Origin of the sequence: Lacticaseibacillus baoqingensis, from assembly GCF_003946165.1 — a bacterium.
Classification (GTDB): domain Bacteria; phylum Bacillota; class Bacilli; order Lactobacillales; family Lactobacillaceae; genus Lacticaseibacillus; species Lacticaseibacillus baoqingensis.
On sequence record NZ_RHOI01000001.1, the window covers coordinates 37,252 to 59,931 of the forward strand.

Sequence of the window (22,680 nt, forward strand, 5' to 3'; positions counted from 1 at the left end):
CTTTAACAAAATAGTACAAAGAACATTTTTTTGCTAAAATTAGCGGATTAATTCAGTGAATAGCATATTCACTATGCGCACCTTTGAACATATACTGGAAGCATAGTTAAGGGCTTTCGAAGCGTAAACAATCGGAGGGAAAAACATGACAGTACCTACAATCACTAAAATGGATGTCGTACCGGTCGCCGGCTATGACAGCATGCTTTTGAATTTAAGCGGTGCGCACGGCCCGTACTTCACTCGTAATGTCGTGGTGCTAGAAGATTCCGACGGCAACGAAGGCATCGGCGAAGTGCCTGGTGGTGAAAAGATTCGCAAGATCCTTGAAGAAGTGAAGCCGATGGTCGTAGGCCAGCCGCTAGGTCAGTATAAAAATATCGTCAAGGCGATCCATGATAAGTATCAAGGCCTGGATAAAGGCGGTCGCGGGGCACAGACCTTTGATCTGCGGACGACCGTGCATGTGATGACCGGGGTCGAAACCCCATTGCTTGACTTGTTGGGCAAGCACTTCAATGTGCCAGTGGCCGCATTGCTCGGCGATGGCCAAGTGCGTGAACAAGTGAAGTTCTTAGGTTACTTATTCTATGTTGGCGATAAAGGCAAAACCGACTTGCCATACATCGATCATGATGACGATTCCGATGCTTGGGGCCGCATCCGCCGCCAAGAAGCACTGACGCCAGAAGCGATCGTCAAACAAGCCCAAGCGGCGCATGACCGCTATGGCTTCCAAGATTTCAAGCTCAAAGGCGGCGTTTTGCCAGGGGATGAAGAGATCAAAGCCATCAAGGCCTTGAAGCAAGCCTTCCCTAATGCTCGTATCACCCTTGATCCTAATGGGTCATGGTCGTTGGATGAAGCGGTGCGGTTATGCCGCGGCATGCAAGGCATCTTGACTTATGTCGAAGATCCGTGCGGGGCTGAAGGGCGCTTTTCCGGACGTGAAGTGATGGCAGAATTCCATCGCCAAACCGATTTGCCGACTGCGACGAATATGATCGCCACGGATTGGCGGGAAATGAAAGCGGCTTTGCGTTTGGATTCAGTTTCGATTCCGTTAGCGGATCCGCATTTTTGGACCATGCAAGGGTCTGTGCGTGTGGCGCAATTGTGCAATGACCTCGACTTGACTTGGGGCGTGCACTCCAACAACCACTTTGACATTTCCTTGGCGATGGTCGCCAATGCGGCGGCTGCTGCTCCTGGCCGCGTCAATGCGGCAGATACGCATTGGATCTGGCAAGATGGCCAAGGCCTATGCAAAGAAAGTCCCAAGATTGTTAATGGTGAGATCACCGTCAATAAAGTCGGCTTAGGCGTTGAATTGGACCACGAGAAACTGGCCGCAGCGCACAAGCTGTATGAAGAAAAGGCGCTTGGCGGTCGGGATGATGCCAAGCAAATGCAGTATTTGATCCCTGGTTGGCAATTCGATCCGAAAAAGCCAGCACTCGTGCGTTAGGAGGCACATTATGACTGAATTTGATACATCGCGCATCAAGGGCATTATCGTTCCGATTTTGACCCCAGTCGACAAAGACGAAAACATCGATATTCCCAAACTCAAGTGGATGACGCGGCATGTCATCGATGGCGGGGTGCATGGCATCTTGGCGTTTGGGTCAAACAGTGAATTTTACATGTTTTCTGATGATGAAATGCTCGCTGCGACGCAAGCGATTTTGGATGAAGCCAAAGGGCAAGTGCCGGTATTCTTTGGCATCGGTCACATTCGCACCAAACAAGCGGTGGCATTGGCTAAGCGCGCCGCCAAATTAGATGTTGAAGCGATTTCTGTGTTGCAGCCGATGTTCATTCAACCGACTGAAGCCTCCTTGTATCGTCACTTCAAGACGATCGCTGAAGCCGTGCCAAACACCAAGATGTTGTTGTATAGTAATCCTGGCCGGGCCGGTTACACCATGAGCGACGACTTGATCGTGAAGTTGGCTCATGATGTAGATAATATTATCGGCATCAAGGAATCCAGCGGCAATGTCACCAAGCTGGAAGAATTGATCCGCCGCACGCAAGACATCAACTTCAAAGCCATGGCCGGCAAAGACACGATCGTCTTTCCTGGCTTGGCTGTGGGGGCTGCTGGTGCGGTATGCTCGACGGCCAACATGTACACCGAATTAGTCGCTGGGATCTACGACAAGTTTGTCGCCGGCGACTTAAAAGGGGCCTTGGCTAACCAATTCAAGCTCAACCCGATTCGCCAATCTCAAGATGCTGCCAGCTTCCCAGCTGCGACTAAGGATATGGCGAACTTGATGGGGATGGATGTCGGTCCTAGTGTCTTGCCGACTGAAGCCACGACTGGTCCAGTACTCGAGAAGATGAAGCAGGCGATGAAAGACGGTGGCTATCTGAAATAGATAGTCTGCCGGTTGGAAGGAGGCGTCCACAATGAAGCATGCGCGACATGTCGTCGTTGCCATCGATTCGTTCAAGGGCAGTGCCTCGAGTCTTCAAGCTGAGCAACACGTGGCGTCAGGGATCGCCAAAGTCGATCCTGAAGCGCACATCACCCAAGTGCCGATCGCCGATGGCGGTGAAGGTACGGTAGCGGCGCTGACCACGGCGTTACACGGGCAGGTGTTGAAACGGACCGTGACCGGCCCCTTAGGCGAACAGGTCCAAGCTGAATTCGGGATGTTAGATGACCATACCGCAGTGGTTGAAATGGCGCAGGCCAGCGGGATCACGCTGACCAGCCAAGACCCGGCAGACGCTTTGCGCGCTTCCACATTTGGCGTCGGCGAGTTGATCCAACAAGCGATCGCCCAAGGCGCTACCGCGATCTATTTAGGCTTAGGCGGTTCTGCCACTACCGATGGCGGCGTTGGCATGGCCAAGGCTTTAGGCGTTGAATTTACTGATGCAAATGGGGAAGCAATTCCGTGTGGTGCCGAAGGATTGGCTAAGTTGGCCCATATCGATACCAGCCACATGGTCCCAGGGGTGGCGCAGGTGACGATCAAGATCTTGTCTGACGTGACCAACCCATTAGTCGGCCCTCAAGGTGCAGCGGCGATTTACGGACCGCAAAAAGGCTTGACTGACGGGGCGATCCCGCGCGTTGACGGGTGGCTGAGGCATTATGCCCAGTTGGTTGAACAAGCCACTGGCATTGCCGTGGCTGACCGGCCTGGCGCTGGGGCAGCTGGCGGATTAGGGGCTGGGCTGATGGCATTTTGTCACACCGAGATGTATCAAGGTATCGACCATATCTTGAAGTTATTGCGGTTGGATGAACAGTTGGCTCACGCTGATTACGTCATTACTGGCGAAGGACAAATGGATGCGCAATCTGCTAATGGCAAAGCGCCGGTAGGGATCGCCAAAGCCGCTAAACGTTTTGGCTTGCCGGTGGTCGCCTTGGTCGGCGCGCACGCCGATGATCTGGCACCGGTTTATGCCGCTGGGATCGACGTGGTATTGGCGATCGGCAATCGCCCGCAATCGCTGGCAGAAGCGATCGCCAATACCGCACAGAACCTTACGATCGCAGGCGAGACTGCGATGCGGATTTTCATGTTAAAAAAGAAAGGTGAGTAATAGATTATGGCTAAGTACAAAGTAGGTTTCGTTGGATTAGGGATCATGGGCAAGCCCATGGCCAAGAACGTGTTAAAGGCTGGTTATGGTGTGGTGGCCTTTGACTTTAACCAAAAAGCAGTTGACGAAGTCGTCGCTGCTGGGGCAGAACGTGGTGAAAGCGGCAAGGATGTTGCCGAAAAGACCCAAGTGGTAGTTACCATGCTGCCAAACTCTCCTAACGTTGAAGCCGCACTGTTTGCTGACAACGGGATCGCCGCTGGCTTGTCTAAAGGCAAGGCGGTCATCGATATGTCTTCGATCGCGCCAAAGGCTTCGCAATCATTTGCTAAGCGCTTAGGCGAAATGGGCGTTGAGTTCTTGGATGCGCCAGTTTCTGGCGGCGAACCAAAAGCCATTGACGGCACGATCGCCATCATGGTCGGCGGCCCGCAAAAGACCTTCGATGAATACAAGCCATTACTTGAAACCATGGGCGGCGACGTCAACTTGGTCGACACCGTTTATGGCGCCGGCAACATTACCAAGTTGGCTAACCAAATGATCGTGGCGATCAACATCGCGGCGATTTCTGAAGCTTATTCTTTGGCTAAGAAGGCCGGCGTTGATCCAGAATCTGTTTACAAGGCGATCCGCACTGGCTTAGCAGGTTCTGTCGTCATGGATCAAAAATCCAACAAGATCTTCAGCGGCAACTTCGAACCTGGTTTCCGGGTCGAATTGCACATCAAGGATCTGCAAAATGCCTTGGATACTGCGCATGACATCAATGTTTCCACGCCATTCACCGCTGAAGCCATGGAAATCTTACAATCTTTGAAGACATACGGTCACGAAAAAGAAGACCACAGCGCGATCGCAGAATACTATGAAAACATCAACAACTTGAAGTTACAAAAGTAATTTTAAGTCGTGAAGCAGGTGAGCCGTTTGCGGCGCACCTGCTTTTTTTTGGGGCGTGACAAATCTGTTCGTTGGGATAAAAGCGGATTCATGATATCTTTAAAGCGGGGAAAAGGAGGGATCAAGATGAAGACACCAGATCAAGAATTATGGGCACAAACGCATAATCGCTACTATGGTTTTGGCGGGATCGGCGCGTTATGGGCGTTTTTTGCCAACTATGTTAACTTCACCGGCCGCAGTACCCGCGGTGAATATTGGTGGTTCCAGTTATGGCGGGTCGTATTTTCAATTTTGGTGCTTGGCGGGTTGCTGCTGTCGGCGTTTGGGTCGTTTGCCCGGTTCAAAACCGGGACATCGCCTGAGCTGCATGGCGGCCAGATCACGGTTTTGATCGTGCTGATCTTTTTGCTGTTCGTCTTGGCTTTTGGCACTTTGATCCCGTCATTGACCCTAGGGGTGCGGCGTTATCGCGATGCCGGGATCCATTGGAGCGTTTATGCTGGGATCCAACTGCTCTTGTTGGTTGCGGGTTTGGCCATGGATATCGTTCATGGCAGCGTAAGTGTGCTGTTGTCGGTGAGCATCATCGCCTTGACCGTGGTGAATTTTGTGATCACCGTTTTGCCGAGCAAACCGTTGCCGCCAGTCAGTGACCAGGAGGCGCTTTACTGAGACCCAAAAGCGATTGTAGCTTGGCAGCACGCTTTGGCGATGCTGTCTGGTCACTTTTGTTGCGCCAAAATATTTTCCTTTTGCTACCCCTGTCGGTACACTGGAAACAAAAGGAGGTGGTCGCTTTGGCGAGCACGATAAACCGCCTAAAAGGGGCAGGGTGGATCGTTGATGCGGGGGTGAAGACGGTCTTGATGGACACTGGCGAGATCAAGCAATTACCGCTGTTATTAATGGCGTTTGACGAGTTTCAAGACGCCCAAGGCCAACCCGTAAGCGCCCCTGGGCAAATGATCTGGGTGCAGTATGAAGCTGCCTTGGTGAAATTGCCTAAGCGGGTCAACGTCGGTGATCGGCTGAGTTTAAGCGGCAACAGTCAACTGGTATACGTATTTGAACAGCCCCAACTGGCCAACCCGGCCAAAAAACTGCCGGCGCAAGCCCGGACGGCGATGGCCCAAAAGCTGCGCACCTGGCTGGGCAAGCGGCAATTGACCGGGGCAAAATGGGCCAAAGACCAAGCCCGGTTGGCACAATTGACGCAAGCTTGGGAAAAAGGCCAACTGCCGCTGGCGCAATGGCAAGCACAGACCCAACGCGTTTTAGCCGGCTATGACGCTCACACCCGGCATGCGTTGGCGACGCTGCAGCAGCAACTGGCGCAAACTTGCCACCAAGCTTTGGTCAAAATCGGCGTGGCGCCGCTAGCGGTGTTGATGCAATTGCAAGACGTGCGCTACCGCTGGTTGACGCGGCCGCTGCCGATAGTCAGCGGGCGGCGGGCTGATCAAAGTCGGTTGGATGATGTGCAATACCACCGGGAATTGACTTGGGAAGTGATGGCCAATCGCAATCAGCGCCGCCAGCTGGCCGTGCCGATCGTCGATATTGCCACGACCACGACCCGCTTGCGCCAACAATACCGCGAACATTTTCCCGAAAAAATGCGGTGGGAGGCGTGAGCGGATGGCTGAAGCCTTTGATGCGGCACTTTATGGGGTGGCTGCTGGCATCGCCTTAGATCCCCGTGGGGTTTTAGCCCAAGGGGATCTTTTGCAGCTGTTGGTGTGGCATAGCAAGACCCGTTGGCCATGGACCGGCCGGCGAGTGATCACCAGCTTTAGCAAGCAATTCTTACAAACTCCCAATGGTGCGGAGTTGCGCTTAGGCCATAGCATCAACATGACGGGGCGGATCACCGCGGTGTTTGTGAGCACCCGCCAGCAACAAGCGCAGCGCTTAAGGCAACAAGCCGCACCCAAGGACCAGCAGGTGCAACATGTCGCTCATCAGTTAACCAGTGTGAGCTATTATTTGCAGCATTTAGCCGACTATACGCAGTTGCAACAACAGGCGCAAGGGCCGGATTTTGCCGTCGTCGATCTCACCCAAGTGGTGAAAACCGAATTGTTTGCGGCCTATGACGAGCTGAGTGCGCATCACCTCAGCTTGGATCTCAGTGCGTTAACGGAAAAGCTGTCTTGGACCAGTGATCCCAGACGGCTGCAGCGCATTTTGCAAAACTTGATCGGCAACTGGCTTAAATACGCCGCCGGGCAGCTGCGGGTGACTGTGAAACAGCCTGATGCTGAGCATGCCGTGATCACATTTGCCAACCAAGTTGCGGGGCCGCTGCCGGATGTTTGGCGTTTGACTGAACGCTTTTACACCGGTGACTTGGCCCGACAAGACAGCAGCGGATTAGGGTTGAGTATTGTTCAGGCGTTGATGGTGTCGCTGAATGGCCAATTGCGCTTGTCTGCAGAGGTAGGGTGGTTTACGGTGACGCTGCAATTTCGGCAAGAGTTGCCGTAACCGTCATTTTATAAACATCTTCGCATCATGATTCGCAGCCATTCTGACGGGCGCTTTCCCAACAGGCGTGCAATGGACGCTTCTTGCATTGAAAATGACACTCATACGCACGCAAAAAAACAGCGGTACCGAAAACTCGGTACCGCTGTTTTGCGGCTGGATCACCGCACCAATGCCGGCTTTTTAGAATCATATTGCCAGCCTGGGATCAAATATTGCATACTCCGCGCATCGTCGCGATCGTAGTACATTGGATCGATTTTTTTGTACAAGTCATTGGCCGCATGAAGCTTGTCCATGTCGATTTCAACCCCTAAACCGGGCGCGTCAGAAACATGGATGTGCCCGTCGCGGATCTCAGGGGATTGCTTCAAGAGGCCTTGGCCGTCTTGCCAGATGTAGTGGGTATCCACAGGGGTGATATGACCAGGCGCAGCAGCGGCGACTTGCGCGTAAGTGGCTAAGGTAATATCAAAGTGGTTGTTGGAATGTGACCCCCAAGTCATGCCCCAATCATTGAGGAGTTGGGCCATGCGAATGCTCCCATGCAACCCCCAAAAATGCGGATCGGCTAAGACAATGTCGACTGACTTTAAAGCAGAGGCGTGCTGGAACTGCCGCCAGTCGGTGGCGATCATGTTGGTGGCCACTGGGACATGGGTGGCTTGTTTGAATTCAGATAGCGTTTCGCGGCCAGAGTAGCCGTTTTCTGGGCCACAAGGATCTTCCATGTAAGTGACCGCGGCTTTATATTTGTTGACCAAAGCGATCGCCGTCGCTTCAGACCAAGCGCCGTTAGGATCGATATTGATGTGCGCCGCTGGGAAGGCGTCATGCAAGGCTTTGACCGTTTGCATTTCCAATTCCGGGTCTAAAACGCCGCCTTTGAGCTTGAAGTTCTTAAAACCGTAACGGTTTTGGGCCGCTTTGGCTTCTTTGACGATCGCTTTTGGCGTCATCGCCGGCAAGCGCCGCAGCTTGCCCCAATCATCAGAATCGTCGTCGTCTTGTAAGTAAGGCAAATCGGTTTTGTGGGTATCTTCAATATAGAACAAATAACCTAAGAACTCGACATCGCGCCGCTGGATGCCATCGCCTAACAAGGCGGCTACTGGCAATTCTAAGAATTTGCCGAGCAGATCCATCAAGGCGCATTCGACCGCAGTTTCAGATTGGACGACATACTTCAATTGGCTGATATCCAGGCCTTGGATGCCTTCACCAGTATCATCGGCTTTTTTACCGTTGAGATGGCGCAGCTGATTGACCACGCGGCGATAATCAGTGATCGGTTGACCCACCACGTGCGGGATATAACTTTCCAATTGTTGGCGCGTGTATTCACCGCCGTGGATCTCGCCGATGCCAGTGTGGCCGGCGTCATCGGTCAACACGACGATGTTGCGGGTAAAGTAAGGCGAGTGGCAGCCAGACAGCGTTAACGTCATACTGTCATAACCGGCAACTGGAAATACTTCCATTGTTTTTACTTTTGGTCCCATGAAGAGTCCTTCTTTCCATAAGTTTACCCTTACATTGTAAAGTACATCACAAGCAGGCGTAAGCGCCTACAGGCTATACTTCATGCGCCAAAAGTGTTCCAGAAACTATTGACAGCGACGGTTGGCACCACTATGCGGTTTTCGCCCCGCCAAAAAAGCGCCTAGGCGCCACGATCCATAATTAGAATCGCGGTCCCCAGTCGCTTTGGTCATGAAAGCATGCGCCTAGCCAAAGATGACTGGTCACGTGATCGGCGTTTGGTTACGCCAAAGGCAAATGCATTTCGCGATGTTGGATCCCGGCTTCTGTAAACTCGGGTTTGGCAGTAGGCGTATAACCTAACGCCTTATAAAACCCCAAAGCTTGCACTTGTGCGCCTAAGCGCAGTTCATGTACGCCGACTTCTTCGGCAAACACCCGCATCGCTTCCATCAGCGCCTTGCCCACGCCGCGATGGCGAAAAGCCTTTTCAACGGCCACGCGCTGCACATGGTAGCCGTATGGTTCTGGCAGCAAGCGGGCGCAACCAACAGCCAAGCCTGCTTCATAAGCAACAAAATAAGTCGCTTTATCTTCGTTGGCATCGACTTCTAAAGCCGGATCGACGCCTTGTTCGCGCACGAACACGTTTTGGCGGATCGTCAAGGCATCTTGATAAGTGGCGGAGTCGAGATGGGTGGTGGTTTTGATTTCCATAATAGTCACCAGTTTCTCATGAATTTGCCCATATTATAACATGGAACCAATCAGATGAACGGAAATCTCTGCCAGATCACCAGATAAAGATTGCAAATGACAATGAAAAAGATTAGATTATTATGATAGAAATCTTTCAGGAGGATGAATTTATGACCGATACGATCCAACCCCGCGGCTTTGAAGCCGTCACCCAATATTTGAGCCATCACCACAATGACTACCATGAAATGGTGGTCGGCAACTTGATCAGCATCAGCAACCTGACCCACACCAGTTTAGACACGGTGATCGATGAATTTGACCGTCAAAAAGCCCAGCTGCAACAACTTGGCGATTTTGATGTGACCAGCTTTGACGCCTTTACCCAAAGCGTTTATCGAGATCCTGATGCGACGGTGGTGGCGGTTGATTTCACCCTGCCTAAGCGCGTGCCGAACTTCTTTGCGATGCTCAACCAAGCGCATGCGCAATTTCAAGCTCCTGGTGTGAGTGTGTTTGAAGCCACTGGCGAGGCTCTAACGCTTAAAGTCAGCGCCCACCAAGTGGAGATCCAGGTGCAAGACCCGGTGGTGGCGGCTTACATTCGCCAGGTCGTGGCAACAGGTTACACCGCCTGATGTGCTATACTTAAGAGAGTAATCACGAAAGGCTGTGTTGTGTATGGGTGACCCTGATGGATCAATATGGGGCCAGCTGATTTTGATCATCGTATTGACGCTGGTCAATGCGTTTTTTGCCGCGGCAGAAATTGCCGTGGTGTCCTTAAGCCGCAGCAAGCTTGATGCGCAAGCGCAAAAAGGCGACAAAAAAGCCGCCAAGCTGTTGGCGATCCGGCAAAACTCGGCGCATTTTTTAGCCACGATCCAAGTCGGGATCACGTTTGCCGGCTTCTTTGCTTCAGCTACGGCGGCGACGACGCTGGCTGACAAACTGGCACCGGTTTTTGGGCCAGCCGCTTGGGCGCATGAAGTCGCGGTATTGTTGGTGACGATCGCGTTGTCATATGTGTCTTTGGTGTTTGGCGAATTATACCCCAAGCAGCTGGCCTTGGCGCGCACTGAGCCAGTGGCCAAATTTGCGGTCACGCCGATCAGTTGGCTAAGCGTGGCGATGCGGCCATTTGTGTGGTTTTTGTCCTTGTCGACCAAAGCGTTGATGGCGATCACGCCATTGAAGTTTGATCACCAAGCCAACCAAATGACCCGCGATGAAATGGTGGCGGTGTTGCAATCCGGCCGCCAATCTGGGGCGTTGGATCGCGATGAATATGAGATGATGGCCGGCGTGATCGGCTTAGATACCAAAATGGCGCGCGAAGTAATGGTGCCGCGCACCGACGCGTTCATGATCGATGCGGATCAGCCGGATGCTGAAGCCATCGATGCGATCTTAGATCAAGTGTATTCGCGCATCCCGGTGTATCACGGCGACAAAGATCATGTGATCGGCATCGTGCATATCAAGAACCTCCTGAAAAAAGCGCGTACCGTGGGCTTTGCCAATGTGCGCTTGGAAGCGGTGATGACCAAGCCGCTGTTTGTACCAGAAACCATCTCTGCTGATGATCTGTTAACGGAAATGCGCGTGCAACACCAGCAAATGGCGATTTTACTGGATGAGTACGGCGGGATCGTGGGGCTGGTCACGATTGAAGATCTGATCGAAGAAATCGTCGGCGATATCGATGATGAAAGCGATCGTGCCGCCGTCCCGTATACTAAACTTGATGACCGGACTTATTTGGTTTCCGGGCGCATGCCGATCTCAGATTTTAACGATGCGTTTCATACGCAGCTGGCCGCTGATGATGTGGATACCGTCGCCGGTTATGTGATCGACCAACTCGGGGTGATCCCGACCAGCTACAAGCCGGAAGTATTGACGCTGGCGTCAGGGATGACCATGACCACCGGCAAAATGGAAGGTTCGCGGCTGGTGAATGTCCATGTTCAACTGCCCCCAGTAAAAACTGAGTAGACGTCAGCCGGTGAGTTCTTTATAATAGTACATTGACCAAGTCTCGAAGCCCGGTCTTCGAGGCTTTTTAATATGAACAGCACCGTTTTTGAAAGGACACGTCATGAAATCACAAGAATTGAAAGCTGCGGTCGCCAAACGCCGCACGTTTGCCATCATCTCTCACCCTGATGCCGGGAAAACTACGATCACCGAGCAACTGCTGCTGTTTGGCGGTGTGATCCGCGAAGCCGGTACCGTTAAGGCGAAAAAGTCAGGGCATTTTGCCAAGTCTGACTGGATGGCGATCGAAAAGCAGCGCGGGATCTCCGTCACCAGTTCGGTGATGCAGTTCAATTACGCAGGCAAGCGCATCAACATCTTGGACACCCCAGGGCATGAAGACTTCTCTGAAGATACGTATCGGACCTTGATGGCTGTTGATGCTGCCGTGATGGTGATCGACGCGGCCAAAGGGATTGAAGCGCAGACTAAGAAGTTATTTAAAGTCGTCAAAAAACGCGGCATCCCGATCTTCACCTTTATGAACAAATTAGACCGTGACGGGCGCGAACCTTTGGATCTGATCGCTGAATTAGAAGAATTGCTGGGGATCGAAGGCTATGCGATGAACTGGCCAATGGGCATGGGCAAGGGCTTAGTCGGGTTGTATGACCGGGTGGACCACCAAGTGGAACTCTACCGCGAAAACGAAGCCGGCGACCGTTTCTTGCCTTTAGATGCCAATGGCCAATTAGCCGCCAGCGAACCTTTAGTCAATGAATCGATCTACCGCGATACCCTCGACGATATTGAATTACTCAATGACGCCGGCAACCAATATGACCTGAAGAAGATCATGGCAGGGGAGCAAACACCGGTATTTTTTGGCAGTGCTTTGACGAATTTTGGCGTGGAGACATTTTTGAAGCATTTCGTCGACATGGCGCCAGCCCCTGGCCCGCACCAATTGCAAGACGGCAGCGAGTTGAGCCCGACTGCTAATGACTTTTCCGGCTTCGTGTTCAAGATCCAAGCCAATATGAACCCGCAGCATCGCGATCGCATTGCCTTTGTGCGCATCGGTGCCGGTGAGTTTGACCGCGGCATGGATGTCACCTTAGCCCGCACCGGCAAGACCATTCGCTTGAACAACGCCACAGAATTCATGTCCGATGCCCGTGAGGCGGTACAAACCGCGGTAGCCGGGGATATCGTGGGCTTATATGATACAGGGAACTTTCAGATCGGCGATACGATCTATGCCGGCAAGCAAAAAGTCGTCTACGAAGCCTTACCGCAGTTCACCCCGGAATTGTTCATGCGCGTCACCGCCAAAAACGTGATGAAGCAAAAGTCCTTCCATAAAGGGATGCAGCAACTGGTGCAAGAAGGGGCGGTGCAATTGTACCGGACATACAGCACGAATGATTACATCTTAGGCGCTGTGGGGCAATTGCAGTTTGAAGTCTTTAAGTTCCGGATGCAAAATGAATATAATTCTGAAGTCGTGATGACGCCGATCGGCAGCCGCGTGGCGCGGTGGATCGATCCGGCGCAACTGGATGAAAAAATGTCGAGTTCGCGTAATTTATTGGTCAAAGATATTCATGACGAGCCCTTGTTCCTATTTGAAAACCAATATGCCCAGCGCTGGTTTGCGGATAAATATCCGGATGTGCGCTTGACGGCAAAGCTTTAAAAGGAGGCAATACCGTGGGAATTTTTAATTTTGGTAAGAATAACGATGACCAATCCGAGCATGAAGCAGGGGTCGATCCGGTCCATCAAGTGACCAATGATGACTTGTTGGCGCTATGGCGCACTGCCACCATCGAAAAAAGCGACGCCAACATGAGCGCATTTTTAGAAGAGTTGATCGAACGGGCCAACTTGATCACCTTCGCGCTTAGCGATGACCAGCTGGCTGTGGATGACGCCGGACATATGCAATTGGCTGAAGGCACTGAAGTCCGCTTTCCACTGTTGACTGGCGCCGATGAGAAGACTTTCCAACCGTTTTTCACTGATTGGCAAGCCGCGTCGACTCTGCTGGCGCAATGGCAAGAAAGCGGCAACCAAGCCACAGTCGATCAAAGCCGCGGCGTCGTCGTGAACTTCAAGGAATTGGTGCAATTAGTGGGCGGCAATGATGCCGTTCAAGGCTTAGTGATCAATCCCTTCGAAGACAACATCACCTTGGATTCGGATGCGGTGGTTGATTTAGCCAAACAAGCCCAACAGCGCCAAGAACAAGCCGATCAGCCGGTGCATGTCGGCGACGGCCAAAAGGCGCCAGACGGCTTGTTAGAAGCGTTAGTCGATAAGTTTGTGGCGGATGGGCATGTCAATCGTGCTTGGATGCGGACGTTGACGATGGGCGAGAATCAATCCTTTTTCTTGATCTTGGACTTGCCTGAGCGTGACGACCATGATCAATTCTTCGATGAATTGACCGTGATCGCCAATGAGTACTTGGCTGACAGCGAACTGGGCTTGACCATCGCGCCTTATAGCGATGAATTAGCCGGCGCCATCGATGGCGCCGTGCCGTTTTATGCCAAATAAAAAAAGCCATCAGGTGATGGCTTTTTTTTTAAGTCAGCGTAATGAATGTCGCGAGCACATAATCGCCGTCTGCCAGCCGATACCACCGAGAACCATTGCTCAGCGTCGCCAAAGCCGTCAGTTTAACGGCCGTGTTAGCGGCTAAACGGGCGGGTTTGATCGTTGCATAAGGGGCACTCCAGCGCGTGGCTTCGCCAATGGTGATGCCGGTTAAGCGGAGTGGGGTTTCAGTGCTGGTAAACAAGCTGTGCGGCAAGGCCAGCGGGGTCGGATCTGGTAAGAACGGGTTATGGGCGTGATCGCGGGTGTTTTCGGCGGTCAGCCACTGATTGCCGCCGACATTCAGCCACACCGTGTGAGTATTGGGATCACGCATCACCGCGTAGACTTGCCAATACGTGTGGCGCGGCAGCTTCGTCGGCAAAGACACTTCACTTAATGGCTCAGCAAACACGGTTTTGGGCGCCAACAATTCGATGTACGTGGCATCTGGTAACGCACCAGCTTCTAAGGGGGTCAGTTGATAGATGAATTTCAAGCGCTGGCTGATCGGGGAAAACGTGCCCGTTTGGTCGGCAGGGCCGACGACGGCGGCTTTGAACTGACTTAAAGCATGGGCGGTGTAAACTTGATTGATCACGCCAGTCAACAGCTCAGGCGCTTGCAATAGCCGGCCATGGGTGTCGCGGTGATAAACGACCACCGGACCGGCCACGCGTGCGGAATAGCCGCAAACGATCACTTGGTTATTTTTCGGGAAGACTTGGGTGAAGCCTTTGATCTCAGTCAAAACATAGCCGGCAACGACGCGCCAGGCGATGGGCAAAGCATCACCTGGATGCCCCACGAGTTGCGCCGGCGGCAGCAGCGCCTGATGGGTGCTGGTATCCAGATAAGACACGACCACATGCACTTGGCTGTCAACGGCGCCTGTGGCCGGGGCAAGCGGTTTGGGGGCAGGTGAGGTATGTACAGCCGCGGGCTTTTTAGGCGGACGCGGCTGCTTGGGTTGTGATTTGGCTGCAGTCGGACGCAGCCAGGTTTTAATGCGGGAGAAAAAACTCATAGCGACTCCGATCAAGACTCAGTGGCAGGTTGTTTGGTATGCAAGGTGATCTCGGCCAGTTTTGGCCCGCGCACCACCGTCACTGAGGCTAAAGCGGCACCGCATAGTTTGGCTAATGCAAATTCGAGCTCCGCATCTTGGATATTGCGGGTGTCGTTAGTGAACAACAACTCATCATGCGTTTTTGCGCGTGAGTAAACCACGGTCGTGCTGCCTAAGGAATAGACTTTCAAGTACTGCGTGTCTGTGTGTGCCAACTGTTCGGCTACCAAATGCGGGTAGCTGTTCGTAATATCGATCAACCGCATACGATCGTCCCCCTTTATCTATTCTAATTCCATTATAGATGAAGCGCGTTCAAACCGCTATAGACAAGCGCGCCTAAGACCACAAAAAGTAAGTGTGCCTGCGCAAAAAAAGCCGCTGCGCCCATGTTTGATGATGGGCGCAGCGGCAAACCGCAGTGGCGCGACTATTCTGCAGTTTTTTCGGAGATGGCGATTTCACCATTGGCGATCCGGGCTTCAAGCGCGGTGGCCTTTGGATGATCGAGATAAAAATCAGCGACGCGATCTTCGATTTGTTCTTGGATCACCCGCCGCAATGGGCGAGCGCCCATGGCAGGATTATAACCGAGTTTGACCAACTTTTCCTTAACTGGCTCTGTGACATGGATATTGAGGCCTTGGTCGTGGATGTTGGCGTTGGTGTCATCGATCATCAACCCGACGATTTGCATCAAGTCTTCTTTACTCAACGGCTTGAATTCAACAATATCGTCGAACCGGTTGAGAAATTCCGGCTTGAAGTAGTTGCCTAACTGATCCAATACCGAGTGGGTGGTGCCTTTGATGCTGGCGCCAAAGCCCACATTAGCTTCAGCGTCAGTGGAGCCGGCGTTAGACGTCATGATAATGATCGTATCCTTGAAGGACACCGTGCGGCCTTGGCTATCCGTCAAGCGGCCATCATCCAGGATCTGCAAGAACATGTTCATGACATCCGGGTGCGCTTTTTCCACTTCGTCTAATAAGATCAAGCTGTACGGATTGCGCCGTACTTGTTCCGTCAATTGGCCTGCTTCTTCGTAGCCGACATAGCCAGGAGGGGAACCGATGAGCTTAGACACACTGAATTTTTCCATGTACTCAGACATGTCAAAGCGGATCATGGCCTCTTGTGAGCCGAACAGCTCTTTGGCTAATTGCTTGGCCAATTCCGTCTTGCCGACACCGGTAGGGCCGACGAATAAGAAGCTGCCGATCGGGCGGCCGGTCTTATTGAAGCCGATCCGGTTGCGGCGGATCGCGCGGGCGATTTTATCCACCGCGTCATTTTGACCAATGACATGGGCTTCCAAATGCGGCGCCAAGTCTTTGAGCTGTTGTTGTTCTTGCTGCTTGAGTTCACCCACCGGGATATTCGTCTTTTGTTCAACGATCTGTTCCATATCCTTTTCGGTGACAGTCGGGATGTCTTTATCATCCAATGCGGCTTGATCTTTTTGCATCTTTTCCAGCTTGTTGACTTGGTCGCGGTAAAAGGCGGCTTTTTCATAGTCTTCTTGCTTCAAAGCGGCTTGTTTTTGTTTTTCAGCATCTGCTTTTTTATCTTCCAAGGTCTTTGGGTCGACCACGGTGATCGTCAAATTCTTCTTAGAACCGGCTTCATCTAATAAGTCGATGGCCTTATCTGGTAAGAAGCGGTCTTGGATGTAGCGGTTAGACAAGGTGACCGCCGCATCGATGGCCTCTGGGGTGTACTTAACGTGATGGAAGTCTTCGTAGCGCTTTTGGATCCCTTTCAGGATCGCCACGGTTTCTTCCACGCTTGGTTCATCCACGGTGACCGGCTGCAGGCGCCGCGCTAAGGCCGCGTCTTTTTCGATCTGCCGATATTCATTGTTGGTGGTGGCGCCGACCAGCTGCAAGTCGCCGCGCGCCAATGCCGGCTTCAAAACATTGCCGGCGTCCATGCCGCCTTCAGCATTCCCAGCACCGACGATTTCGTGGATCTCGTCAATAAATAGGATAATATTGTCATTTTGCTTGAGCTCGTCGAGCAATTGTTGCATGCGCTGCTCGAATTGGCCGCGGATACCGGTCCCTTGAACTAAAGACACCACATCGAGTTGGACCACTTGCCGCTCTTGGAGTTTGACTGGAACGTCGCCATTAGCGATCTTTAAGGCTAAGCCTTCGACCACCGCGGTTTTGCCGACCCCAGCTTCCCCGATCAACACGGGGTTGTTTTTGGTGCGCCGGTTCAAGATCTCAATGACCCGCGCGATTTCAGCATCGCGGCCGATCACAGGATCGATTTCACCGTTTTTGGCTTTGGCAGTCAAATTGACGCCGAATTGGGCAAGCACGCCGCCTTGACCATTACGACGGTTGCCACCGCCGCCTCCGTTGCGCCCAGATTGAGTAGGCGGGGTTTGCGGCTGCTGCGGGTCGGATTGCATGCCTTGGCTCATGGCTTTGAAGATGTCGTCAAGGCTGTTGAATCCGAACGGATCGTTTGCGTTTGTTGGTTGCATATTGCCTCCTGCTTGTTGCTTTAACTGTTGATAACAATTCTGACACAGGTTGATCTCTTGCTTGCTACCATTGACGCTGGTATATAAGTGGATCGTGGCCGGATTTTGATGACAGTTTTCACACAGCATGTTGTCACTACCTTTCTACACGCGGCGAAAGTGCCACGCTTGGATTTGACCTTCACTGACCAAAGCTCAGTATACACGGGTATTTTTAAAATGCAAGCACTCTCTTGCCTAGAGTGCTAAAAAAGTGTGCTCACCCCTTGCTATAAGGCGTTTTAGTGTTGCTCAAAGCCGCCCTTAATGCTATGGTAAACCTGTAGTAGGGAAGGGGGCAAGCAATTGACACCAGACTACACCAAGCTGTTGGACCAGTTGCGTGCCGGTGAGCTCGACCACATCGAAGTCACGCCGGACACATTCAATGCGTTCCGCGCGGCCTGGACCAATTATCCTCGTCGTGAACAGATCGTTGGTACAGCCAAGCGCAATGGGGTCATCGAGTATCATTACCAATCCGTACAAGGTAATTAAAACTTGTCCTGAAAACGGAATAATGGTAAGGTTTACAGGAGATAGAATGTGTCCATTCTATTTGCAAAATAGATTTTAAATGACGAAGGAGCAGATTACTCATGGAAAAACGCGAATTTAATGTTATTGCAGAAACTGGTATCCACGCCCGCCCGGCAACCCTATTGGTACAGGCTGCAAGCAAGTTCAATGCCGACATTAACTTGGAATACAAAGGCAAGAGCGTTAACCTGAAGTCCATCATGGGCGTTATGTCCTTGGGTGTTGGCCAAGGTGCTGACGTCACGATTTCCGCTGAAGGCGCTGACGAAAAAGAAGCCATCGCTGCCATCGAAGAAACCATGAAGAAGGAAGGCCTCTCTGACTAATGACAAAGCAACTCAAAGGGATCGCCGCAAGTGATGGGATCGCAACCGCGAAAGCCTACATGTTGGTGCAGCCCGATTTGTCATTCAAGCAGAGTACTATTGAAAATGCAGACGCTGAGATCCAGCGCCTGCATTCTGCGTTAGAGCAGAGTAATAGTGAACTCAAGCTGATTCGTGACAAAGCGGCAGAATCCTTGGGTGAAGAAGAAGCCCAGGTGTTCGATGCTCACATGATGATCCTGGCTGACCCAGAATTTACCGGCGCCATCGAAAACAAGATCAAAGACGATGCCATCAACGCAGAAGCTGCTTTGAAGACGGTTTCAGACACCTTCATCGCGACGTTTGAAGCGATGGTCGACAACCCTTATATGCAAGAACGCGCAGCAGATATTCGCGACGTTTACACTCGGGTGTTGGCTCATTTGTTAGGGCGGGCATTACCCAACCCAGCTTTGATCGACTCTGAAGTGATCGTCGTTGCGCATGATCTGACGCCTTCGGATACGGCGCAGCTCAACAAGCGCTATGTCAAGGCGTTTGTCACCGATATTGGCGGCCGTACCGCGCATAGTGCGATCATGGCGCGGTCATTGGAGATCCCAGCTGTAGTTGGGACCCAAAGCATCACCGCAGACGTCAAGGAAGGCCAAATGCTGACTGTTGACGGTTTGACCGGCGATGTGACCGTTGAGCCAACGGCTGATCAAGTGGCTGCTTCCAAGCAAGAAGCCGCTGATTATGCCGCACAAAAGGCTGAATGGGCGACATTGAAGACCGCTAAGACCGTCACGGCTGACGGCAAGCACTTCACGATCGCCGCTAACATCGGCACTCCTAAAGACCTCGATGGGGTCTTGGCCAACGGTGCTGAAGCGATCGGTTTGTACCGCTCTGAGTTCTTATATATGGACTCAGCGGAACTGCCGACTGAAGACGATCAATTTGAAGCCTATAAGCAAGTGTTAGAGACCATGAGCCCTAAGCAAGTCGTTGTCCGCACCATGGACATCGGCGGTGACAAGCATTTGCCTTATTTGCCATTACCTGAAGAACAAAACCCGTTCTTAGGGTATCGGGCGATCCGGATCTCTTTGGATCGTGATGACATCTTCCGCACCCAGCTGCGCGCTTTGTTGCGTGCTTCGGCTTTTGGCAAGTTAGGGATTATGTTCCCGATGATCGCCACTGTGCCAGAATTTGAAGCGGCCAAGGCGATCTTCCTGGAAGAAAAAGCCAAGCTGATCGCTGACGGCGTCAAGGTTGCGGATGATATCGAATTAGGCATGATGATGGAGATCCCGGCTGCAGCTGTTTTGGCCGATCAATTTGCTAAGCATGTTGATTTCTTCTCCATTGGCACCAACGACTTGATCCAATACACGATGGCTGCTGATCGCGGCAACGAGCACGTTTCTTACTTGTATCAGCCATATAACCCTTCGATCTTGCGCTTAGTCAAGCATGTCATTGATTCTGCGCATGCCGAAGGCAAGTGGGCGGGTATGTGTGGGGAAGCCGCTGGCGACCCGATCATGGTTCCGCTGTTATTAGGGATGGGCTTGGATGAATATTCCATGTCTGCTACTTCTGTGTTGAAAGTACGCAGCCTCATGAAGAAGCTGTCCACCGCCGACATGAAGGCCTTAGCCGATAAGGCGATCACCGAATCTGTGACCAATGAAGATAATCAAAAGTTAGTCGCAGAATATACCAAGTAAGTCCTCAAAAGCTGAAGCGATCGCTTCAGCTTTTTTTGAGGCTGAGACATAAAGCGGTTTTAGCCAATAACGCAAGCGGCTTTGCGCCCCGATTCGGACTTTGAATCGCGGTGCAAAGCCGTTTGTGTTGTTTGGCGTTGCTTTATGGAACGCGATTATGTGACTTATGTCTCGCCCACTGTTTTTTGTTTCTCACGCCTGGTGCCTCACTGTCAGCTTCAGTGACCGCTAGGCGTTTTTTGGTGTCCGCCAAAAAGGCGAACGTTTTGCGCGCGTCAGCGCCTAGTGCAGCCGCGGAAAATCTGAAAATTCGCACAATATGCGTAAAACACGAACGATATAAAGATTTCAATTAGATTTCGTGCGTAAAACGGGTTGTTTTTCAAAAATTCCCGTGCTAGACTCAAGTTATCTTGAGAAAGCGGGTGACGAATTTGAAAGTCGCAATCGTGATGGGTTCCAGTTCAGATTGGCCGACGATGAAATTAGCAGCAGCGCAATTGACGGCATTAGCGATACCGTTTACAAAGCACGTCATTTCAGCACACCGGATGCCAGCTGAATTAACGCGGTTTGGGCAACAAGCACGAGCTGAAGGAGTTTCGGTGATCATTGCCGGAGCTGGCGGCGCGGCGCATTTGCCGGGGATGCTGGCCGCTAATACGACCTTGCCGGTAATTGGGGTGCCAATCAAAACCCGAACGTTAAACGGCGTCGATTCCTTGCTTTCGATCGTGCAAATGCCTGGCGGCGTGCCAGTGGGGACGATGGCCATTGGTGATGCTGGCGCCACCAATGCGGCTTTGTTTGCCGCTTCAATCTTGAGCATCGACTCACCGGCAGTCGCAGCAAAGCTTGCGGCTTTCCGTGACGCGCAAACGCACCAAGCAGAAGAAAGTGAGGCGCTGTTAGATGAGTGATCCCATCATCCCACCGGCAACCATCGGTATCGTCGGCGGCGGCCAGCTGGGGCGCATGTTGGCGCAAAGCGCCAAACAAATGGGCTACACGGTCGGTGTTTTAGATCCCACGCCTGACGCACCAGCGGCGCAAGTGGCTGATTTTCAGCTCCAAAGCGCCTATGCCGACACCGACGCCTTGATGCAATTGGCCAAGCGCAGTGATGTGTTGACATATGAGTTTGAAAATGTCGACCTTGACGCGCTGACTCAGGCCCAAGAATATGCGGCTTTGCCCCAAGGCACCCAGCTTTTGGCGTTGACGCGTGAGCGGATCACCGAAAAAACGTTTCTTCGCGATCACGGGATCCCCACCGCAAACTTTGCCGCGGTGGCAGACGCGCAAGCGGTGGTGCCTGCGATCCATGCAGTCGGCGTGCCAGCGATCTTAAAAACCACTACAGGCGGCTATGACGGCCATGGACAAGTGGATGTCAATGGTTTAGACGACGTCGCCAAAGCACAAGCGCTGGCAGCCAAAGGCCCGTGTATCTTAGAAGAGCGCTTGGCTTTTAGCCGCGAGCTGTCGGTCATGGTCACCCGCGATGGCAATGATGCGGTCAGGGTTTTCCCAGTCGTTGAAAATCGGCATCAAGACCATATCTTGCATACCACCATTGCTCCCGCGCCTCACTTGACGGCTGCCAGGCAGCAGCAGATCGACAGATTAGCGACCACGATCGCCAATGCCCTAGCACTGCGCGGGGTGTTGGGCATCGAGTTGTTTGAAACGGATCGCGGCATCGTGGTCAATGAACTGGCGCCGCGGCCGCATAATTCAGGACATTACTCGATCGAAGCCTGCAATTTTTCGCAGTTTGACGCCCATATCTTAAGTATTTGCGGCTTGCCGATCCCGCCGATCACGCAATTGACGCCGGCAGTGATGCGCAACTTGTTAGGCTCAGACCTCACCGCTGCGCGCGCTTTGTGGCCAGCACATCCTGAGTGGCATTTTCATGATTATGGCAAAGCGCAGATCCGCCCTCAACGCAAGCTGGGACATTTGACCGTGTGTGGACCGGACATCGCACAACTACTTCAACAAGTGCAATTGGAGGATGAAGACTAGTGGAAAAAACAACTGTATTGTATGCCGGCAAAGCCAAGCAAATGTTCAACACCGATGATCCCGATGTGTTATGGGTCGAATACAAGGATCAAGCCACGGCATTGAATGGGAAGAAAAAAGTCCAGATCGCAGGCAAAGGCGAATTGAACCGCAAAATTTCCAGTTTACTGTTTGCAGAGTTGAATGCCGCAGGGTTGCCAACGCATTATCTCAAGACCCTCGATGCCACGACCATGTTAGTCAAAAAATGCACGATGATCCCGCTGGAAGCTGTGGTCCGCAATTTTGCCTCAGGCAGTTTTGAACGCAAATTCCAAGTCGCGCACTTGCGCCCGCTAGTCCCAGCGGTGCATGAATTTTTCTACAAGAGTGACGCTTTAGACGATCCCTTCATCAATGATGAGCAAGCGATCGCCTTAGGATATGCCGATCAAGCGACGATCCAAGCGATCCATACCTTGTCAGATCAGGTGAATGCCTACTTGAAAGAACGCTTCGCCCAATTAGGCATCGATTTGGTGGACTTCAAGTTAGAATTTGGCCGGCTGAGCGATGGCACCTTGGTGTTGGCGGATGAATTGAGTCCGGATAACATGCGCCTGGTCGATCAAGAGTCTGGTAATTCCTTAGATAAAGACGTTTTCCGCAAAGATCAAGGCCCACTGACGCCGGTTTACGCGCAAGTGCTTGAACGGTTGCAAAGCGTCGTTAGCCGCTAGTCATTCACTA

The 22,680-nt window shown here is 52.3% G+C and carries 22 protein-coding genes; 17 read left to right on the forward strand and 5 right to left on the reverse strand.

Features of this window, described 5'->3' with window-relative positions; all coding sequences use genetic code 11:
- The first annotated feature begins 145 nt into the window (after positions 1-145).
- The 7 genes from EKM91_RS00180 (at position 146) to EKM91_RS00210 (ending at position 6,963) form a co-directional block, all read left to right on the forward strand.
- Positions 146-1,468, forward strand: a complete 1,323-nt coding sequence (locus tag EKM91_RS00180; protein WP_125747858.1) for an enolase C-terminal domain-like protein — start codon at positions 146-148, stop codon at positions 1,466-1,468.
- Positions 1,469-1,478: 10 nt separating this feature from the next.
- Entirely contained in the window at positions 1,479-2,387 is a 909-nt protein-coding gene (locus tag EKM91_RS00185; RefSeq protein WP_125747861.1) for a dihydrodipicolinate synthase family protein, read from the forward strand.
- 31 nt (positions 2,388-2,418) lie between these two features.
- A complete protein-coding gene (locus EKM91_RS00190) occupies positions 2,419-3,570 on the forward strand; it encodes a glycerate kinase (protein ID WP_125747864.1) in 1,152 nt (383 codons plus the stop codon).
- Positions 3,571-3,576: 6 nt separating this feature from the next.
- Positions 3,577-4,473 (forward strand): 2-hydroxy-3-oxopropionate reductase, encoded by an 897-nt coding sequence (garR, locus tag EKM91_RS00195; RefSeq protein ID WP_125747867.1) that lies wholly within the window; start codon positions 3,577-3,579, stop codon positions 4,471-4,473.
- A gap of 126 nt (positions 4,474-4,599) precedes the next feature.
- The gene (locus EKM91_RS00200; protein WP_164508400.1) at positions 4,600-5,148 is read left to right on the forward strand and encodes a DUF805 domain-containing protein; all 549 of its coding nucleotides are present in this window, start codon (positions 4,600-4,602) and stop codon (positions 5,146-5,148) included.
- Positions 5,149-5,273: 125 nt separating this feature from the next.
- Positions 5,274-6,110 carry a hypothetical protein gene (locus tag EKM91_RS00205; protein WP_125747872.1) on the forward strand — a complete coding sequence of 279 codons (837 nt, stop codon included), beginning with the start codon at positions 5,274-5,276 and terminating at the stop codon, positions 6,108-6,110.
- Between the two features lie 4 nt (positions 6,111-6,114).
- Entirely contained in the window at positions 6,115-6,963 is an 849-nt protein-coding gene (locus tag EKM91_RS00210) for an ATP-binding protein (RefSeq protein WP_125747875.1), read from the forward strand.
- Between the two features lie 161 nt (positions 6,964-7,124).
- Here EKM91_RS00210 and EKM91_RS00215 read toward each other — a convergent pair whose 3' ends face one another.
- Together EKM91_RS00215 and EKM91_RS00220 are read right to left on the reverse strand one after the other, a co-directional pair.
- On the reverse strand, positions 7,125-8,465 hold the full coding sequence (locus tag EKM91_RS00215) for an enolase C-terminal domain-like protein (RefSeq protein WP_125747879.1): 1,341 nt from the start codon (positions 8,463-8,465) through the stop codon (positions 7,125-7,127).
- A gap of 262 nt (positions 8,466-8,727) precedes the next feature.
- Positions 8,728-9,162, reverse strand: a complete 435-nt coding sequence (locus EKM91_RS00220; protein WP_125747883.1) for a GNAT family N-acetyltransferase — start codon at positions 9,160-9,162, stop codon at positions 8,728-8,730.
- A gap of 152 nt (positions 9,163-9,314) precedes the next feature.
- Here EKM91_RS00220 and EKM91_RS00225 point away from each other — a divergent pair, with 152 nt between their 5' ends.
- The 4 genes from EKM91_RS00225 to EKM91_RS00240 all read left to right on the forward strand — a co-directional run bounded on the left by EKM91_RS00225 (position 9,315) and on the right by EKM91_RS00240 (position 13,689).
- Positions 9,315-9,782 carry a hypothetical protein gene (locus EKM91_RS00225; protein ID WP_125747886.1) on the forward strand — a complete coding sequence of 156 codons (468 nt, stop codon included), beginning with the start codon at positions 9,315-9,317 and terminating at the stop codon, positions 9,780-9,782.
- Between the two features lie 43 nt (positions 9,783-9,825).
- Positions 9,826-11,142, forward strand: a complete 1,317-nt coding sequence (locus tag EKM91_RS00230; RefSeq protein WP_125747889.1) for a hemolysin family protein — start codon at positions 9,826-9,828, stop codon at positions 11,140-11,142.
- Between the two features lie 103 nt (positions 11,143-11,245).
- Entirely contained in the window at positions 11,246-12,823 is a 1,578-nt protein-coding gene (locus EKM91_RS00235) for a peptide chain release factor 3 (protein ID WP_125747892.1), read from the forward strand.
- Between the two features lie 14 nt (positions 12,824-12,837).
- Positions 12,838-13,689 (forward strand): enhanced serine sensitivity protein SseB C-terminal domain-containing protein, encoded by an 852-nt coding sequence (locus tag EKM91_RS00240; protein WP_125747895.1) that lies wholly within the window; start codon positions 12,838-12,840, stop codon positions 13,687-13,689.
- Positions 13,690-13,717: 28 nt separating this feature from the next.
- Here the strand turns inward: EKM91_RS00240 and EKM91_RS00245 are convergent, their stop codons facing one another.
- The 3 genes from EKM91_RS00245 to EKM91_RS00255 all read right to left on the reverse strand — a co-directional run bounded on the left by EKM91_RS00245 (position 13,718) and on the right by EKM91_RS00255 (position 17,423).
- Positions 13,718-14,755 (reverse strand): MucBP domain-containing protein, encoded by a 1,038-nt coding sequence (locus tag EKM91_RS00245; protein WP_125747899.1) that lies wholly within the window; start codon positions 14,753-14,755, stop codon positions 13,718-13,720.
- Positions 14,756-14,766: 11 nt separating this feature from the next.
- Complete coding sequence (locus EKM91_RS00250; RefSeq protein WP_125747901.1) at positions 14,767-15,063, reverse strand: DUF1827 family protein; 297 nt, start codon at positions 15,061-15,063, stop codon at positions 14,767-14,769.
- A gap of 164 nt (positions 15,064-15,227) precedes the next feature.
- Positions 15,228-17,423 carry an AAA family ATPase gene (locus tag EKM91_RS00255; protein ID WP_164508401.1) on the reverse strand — a complete coding sequence of 732 codons (2,196 nt, stop codon included), beginning with the start codon at positions 17,421-17,423 and terminating at the stop codon, positions 15,228-15,230.
- 216 nt (positions 17,424-17,639) lie between these two features.
- Between EKM91_RS00255 and EKM91_RS00260 the strand changes: the two genes are divergently transcribed.
- The 6 genes from EKM91_RS00260 (at position 17,640) to purC (ending at position 22,670) form a co-directional block, all read left to right on the forward strand.
- Entirely contained in the window at positions 17,640-17,831 is a 192-nt protein-coding gene (locus EKM91_RS00260; protein ID WP_125747907.1) for a hypothetical protein, read from the forward strand.
- A 101-nt stretch (positions 17,832-17,932) separates the two neighbouring features.
- Positions 17,933-18,199 carry a phosphocarrier protein HPr gene (locus tag EKM91_RS00265; protein ID WP_125747910.1) on the forward strand — a complete coding sequence of 89 codons (267 nt, stop codon included), beginning with the start codon at positions 17,933-17,935 and terminating at the stop codon, positions 18,197-18,199.
- On the forward strand, positions 18,199-19,920 hold the full coding sequence (gene ptsP, locus EKM91_RS00270; RefSeq protein WP_125747913.1) for a phosphoenolpyruvate--protein phosphotransferase: 1,722 nt from the start codon (positions 18,199-18,201) through the stop codon (positions 19,918-19,920). The genes EKM91_RS00265 and ptsP overlap by 1 nt, the downstream gene beginning before the upstream one ends.
- Positions 19,921-20,354: 434 nt before the next feature.
- A complete protein-coding gene (purE, locus tag EKM91_RS00275; RefSeq protein WP_379895945.1) occupies positions 20,355-20,840 on the forward strand; it encodes a 5-(carboxyamino)imidazole ribonucleotide mutase in 486 nt (161 codons plus the stop codon).
- Positions 20,833-21,951 (forward strand): 5-(carboxyamino)imidazole ribonucleotide synthase, encoded by a 1,119-nt coding sequence (gene purK, locus EKM91_RS00280; protein WP_125747916.1) that lies wholly within the window; start codon positions 20,833-20,835, stop codon positions 21,949-21,951. The genes purE and purK overlap by 8 nt, the downstream gene beginning before the upstream one ends.
- Positions 21,951-22,670: a phosphoribosylaminoimidazolesuccinocarboxamide synthase gene (purC, locus tag EKM91_RS00285; protein WP_125747919.1), complete on the forward strand. Its 720-nt coding sequence runs from the start codon at positions 21,951-21,953 to the stop codon at positions 22,668-22,670. Before purK ends, purC begins: the two co-directional genes overlap by 1 nt.
- Positions 22,671-22,680: the final 10 nt, after the last annotated feature.